Below are 3776 nucleotides of genomic sequence, written 5' to 3'. Positions count from 1 at the left end.
CCCGCTTGGGATTTACTTCGAGAAGCCCAAAATCGCTGAAACCCAGATATATCAAGGAAAATCATAAATCGAGGTTAACCCTTTGTCCCGTAATGGTTTGAGCCTTTTTTGCTGACCGAAAACGCCTAAGTCCCAATAGGCGCAATTCAAACTTGAGTTTTGCGATACAACTGAGTGATACGAATCACTAAGCTTAAATCATGGAATCCATAAAGTCAATCAACTTTTACGTCTTCAGTCATAGATTTTTCTCTATGGATGAAATTCTAGTCATTTCAGATAAGTCTGATCCTAAATTCGTTTATTAAAAACTGATTATTTAGGGTCTGCTGAAAAAGTAGGGGCGAAGCATTCGGATAGGAAATCTACGGTTTCAGCGATAGGTTATGCCCGAATGCTTCGCCCCTACAGGACGCTGGCCGATGAAGATGTAAGGTTTTGAAACATGATTCTCTCAAAATCTTGCACCTGTGGGAGCGAAAAAAGACCCTAAGACCCTTACCTAGTCTATATTTCACATTTATTCAGCCAGCCCTATTTAGGGTTTGCGGCAAAAAGTTTGTTGGTGGGGTTAGGAGTCGGTCGTCAGTAGCCGGTCGTCAGTATTCAGGAGTTTCAGGCTTTGTTGCCCTCTTTTTTTGTACCAGTTTATGTAGGGTCTGCTGAAAAAGTTTGTTGGTGGGGGCAGGGTGTGGGGTGTGGGGTGTGGGGTGTAGGGTTTTACCGATTTTGAGGTAGTCAGTTACCTAATTTTCAGGGAAAAAGTCCCGGAATTTTACCCCGATCCCTCCAAAGGTCGGCACTTTTTGAGGAAAAAAAAGTCTAAAAGCCTTATCCAACAAGGTTTTTAGATTTATTCAGCAAGCCCTATGTACTAAAAGAAGGATAATGCCAGGTTTTTGATTGCACTAACATCGGATTTTAACAGGTCAAAAGCCTTATTTTAAAAGGGTTTTACCATTATTCAGCCAACCCTAATTACCCTCTTGGGATGTGATGATTCTGCCTTGGAAATAAATGGTACTTTATTTTTTTGCAAGTTCCTTACCGCGACCGACGATCGCCCAGAGATAGCTAATTGCTAAGGCCAAAAACGCGAGGGAAATACTTTCTTTGACGATAAAAATACCCAGACCGATCAGCACACAGGGAACGAAGGTACTTCCCTGACTGGTTAGAATAGTGGCGATGGTCGGCACACTGGTCAACCCGTAGGCGATCGCACACCAAACCCCCACCAGAATCAAAAACACGCTGACGATAACGATCAGACTTGTTACGCTACTACTGGCGAAAAGGGGAACGTAAATGCCGATATTATCGCTGCCGTTGGCGACGGTCAACGCAGCCACGCTATAGGTGCGCGGGTCAAACCAACGGCCGAGGGGGGAATGTTTCGCACCCTCTAGGTTGACTTCGACATTCTCCGGCTCCTCCTCCTTCTCCTCTTCTTTGAGAAGGGAAAAGATGCCGAGAATCACAGGAACGAGGCCTAGATAGCGAATCCATGGGGTAGGGATGAGAAAACACCCGAAAAACCCCGCTAAACTGGCAATAACAAGCAGACTAAAGCCGATATACTGACCGATGACGATATCGCGATGACGGAAGAGTTTCCCCGTTTGGCTGAAGAGAACCGTCAGGATCAATATATCGTCGAGGTTGGTGGCGACGAAGGCCGCTACACCGGTAGATATCGCGATCACAATCTCGATCATGGTTTTTTTCCTTAAGATGGCCGTCGGGTTCGTCCGTTCGTTAAACCTTGTTCGGCTTTTCCTTCAAAGGTTCTGGAACGGGAGAATTTTACTACCTATCCCGATCGAGAAACTGTATTTCGCACGACCGATGGCTCTATCCCGGTGCGGGATGGAAAAAGAAAGCGAGGGCGATCACCGCGTAGGTCGCGACGAGTAATATACCCTCTAGCCAGTTCGAGCGACCGTCGTTACTGATCGAGTTGGCCAGCCAGACGGCGACGGCGACGGCGACCAATTCAAAGATGTCGAAATCGAGAGCCATTGGCTGACCGATGAAATAACCCGCGATTACGAGAACCGGTGCGACAAAAAGTGCGATTTGCAGACTTGAACCCACCGTCACGGAAACCGCCAGATCCATTTTGTCTTTTAAGGCGACCCTAACCGCGGTGGCGTGTTCGGCCGCGTTGCCGATAATTGGCAGCAGGATCACCCCCGTGAAAAGGGTCGTTAATCCTAATTTATGCGTGGCTTCCTCTAGGGTATTAACTAATAATTCCGATTCAATCGCCACCCCGAGCGTCACGAGCAGTAATATCCCCACCCAGAGCCAGAGATTCGGCTTTTTTACGCTTACCGCTTCCCCCGACTCTTCATCGAGATCTGCGTCCCCCACCTCGTAAAGATAGGTATGGGTCTTCATCGAAAAAAGCAGACTCAGGCAATACACAAAAATTAATACCGCCGCCACCGTTACCGAGAGACGCTGTAGGACGCTCTCCTCGATTGCGGCGGAGGTGTATTGAACGGTCGTGGGTAGGAGGATCGCTGCCACGGCGAGATTCATCGACGAGGAATTTAAACGGGCGGTCACGGGCTGGAATTTCTGTTCTTTTTGACTCTCCCCCGCTAACCGCTCGCGCGGTGTAGCGGGGGATTCTCGGTTCTTAGGCTTTTAACTAGATCGACCTGGTTTAACCGGTCGATCCCCGTCAAATCGCCTCCGCGAGCGTTTTCTAACACGGTCAGTCCGACCGCATTTTTTCCTCGGTTCTCAATTACCTTCGCTGATGCCGTATCTCTTGGTTCAATGTTACCGCAAGAATCACACCGGTGGACTCTTTCCGATAACGCTTTTTTGCCGGTAATCGCGCCACAATTAGGACACTCTTGCGAAGTTCCGTTTTTATCGACTTTAAGATAATATTTTCCCCGTTTCCAAACAACAAACGGTAGTATCTCATTAATAAAACTACCGATACCCGAATCTAGAGATTGTTTTCTAACGATCCCTCTAGACCAGGAAACGAAGTTAATATCTTCAACGAAAATATTATCAGCAAAATCGCAAAGGTAATGAGCTAACTTGAAATGCCAATCCCTGCGGGTATTAGACACTTTCTCGTGTAATCTTGCTATCTTCTCTTGGAGTTTTAACCAATTGTTCGAGCCTTTGACTTGATGTTTCAAGCGTCTTTGTAGCAATTTAAGCTTACTCTGTACTTTCAACAAAAATCGAGGGGCTTTGATTAAATCTCCCCGTGAAGTAGCGACAAAACTTTCAATTCCCACGTCGATTCCTAAACAGGTCTTCCCAACTGTCATATCGGGAACTAATTCCGTAGATTGGAAGGAAACCGAAACGTAAAATCCCGACGCTTTGCGGATAATTCGAGCTTGTTTAGGCTCGAACAAGGGCGGGTACTTTCTGGATTTCCTAATCCGAATTTTTCCCAATTGTGGAAAATTCAAACATCCATCCCCTAGAAAGTTTTTTGACAGCGCAGGAAAAACAAAACTCCGCATCTTTTTCTTGAATCTAGGAAAGCCGAAGCCTTTCGATTTTATCTGGTCAAAAGCTTTATCTAAAGTTTTTAAGACTTGCTGTAAAACTTGAGCGTTAACCGTCTTTAATATCGGGTAAACTTTTTTAGCTTCCGTTAGATTTTTAGCTTGAACGAAGTAATTTGGATAGGGTTCATCCGCAGGAATTATGTACTCGGAAACTAACGAACAACGATCCGCAAGACACTTTCGAGAGTTTAACCAATCTTTCCGTTCTGAAAGAGCGTAATT

The 3776-nt window shown here is 45.9% G+C and carries 2 protein-coding genes and 1 pseudogene; all 3 read right to left on the bottom strand.

Features of this window, described 5'->3' with window-relative positions; genetic code table 11:
* Positions 1-1025: 1025 nt before the first annotated feature.
* Positions 1026-1718, bottom strand: coding sequence for a cadmium resistance transporter (locus O9295_RS16905; protein ID WP_288034016.1), 693 nt, complete (start codon positions 1716-1718; stop codon positions 1026-1028).
* Between the two features lie 136 nt (positions 1719-1854).
* Positions 1855-2613, bottom strand: a pseudogene (gene cax / locus O9295_RS16900) (calcium/proton exchanger); the annotation flags it as partial.
* Positions 2610-3776: RNA-guided endonuclease InsQ/TnpB family protein (locus O9295_RS16895; protein WP_288034014.1), on the bottom strand; the 1167-nt coding region annotated here is incomplete at its 5' end. The gene O9295_RS16895 and the pseudogene cax, both read right to left, overlap by 4 nt.

This window comes from Microcystis sp. LE18-22.4A (assembly GCF_027531105.1).
GTDB lineage: Bacteria > Cyanobacteriota > Cyanobacteriia > Cyanobacteriales > Microcystaceae > Microcystis > Microcystis aeruginosa.
This window is presented reverse-complemented; position numbering and strand designations above follow the sequence as displayed.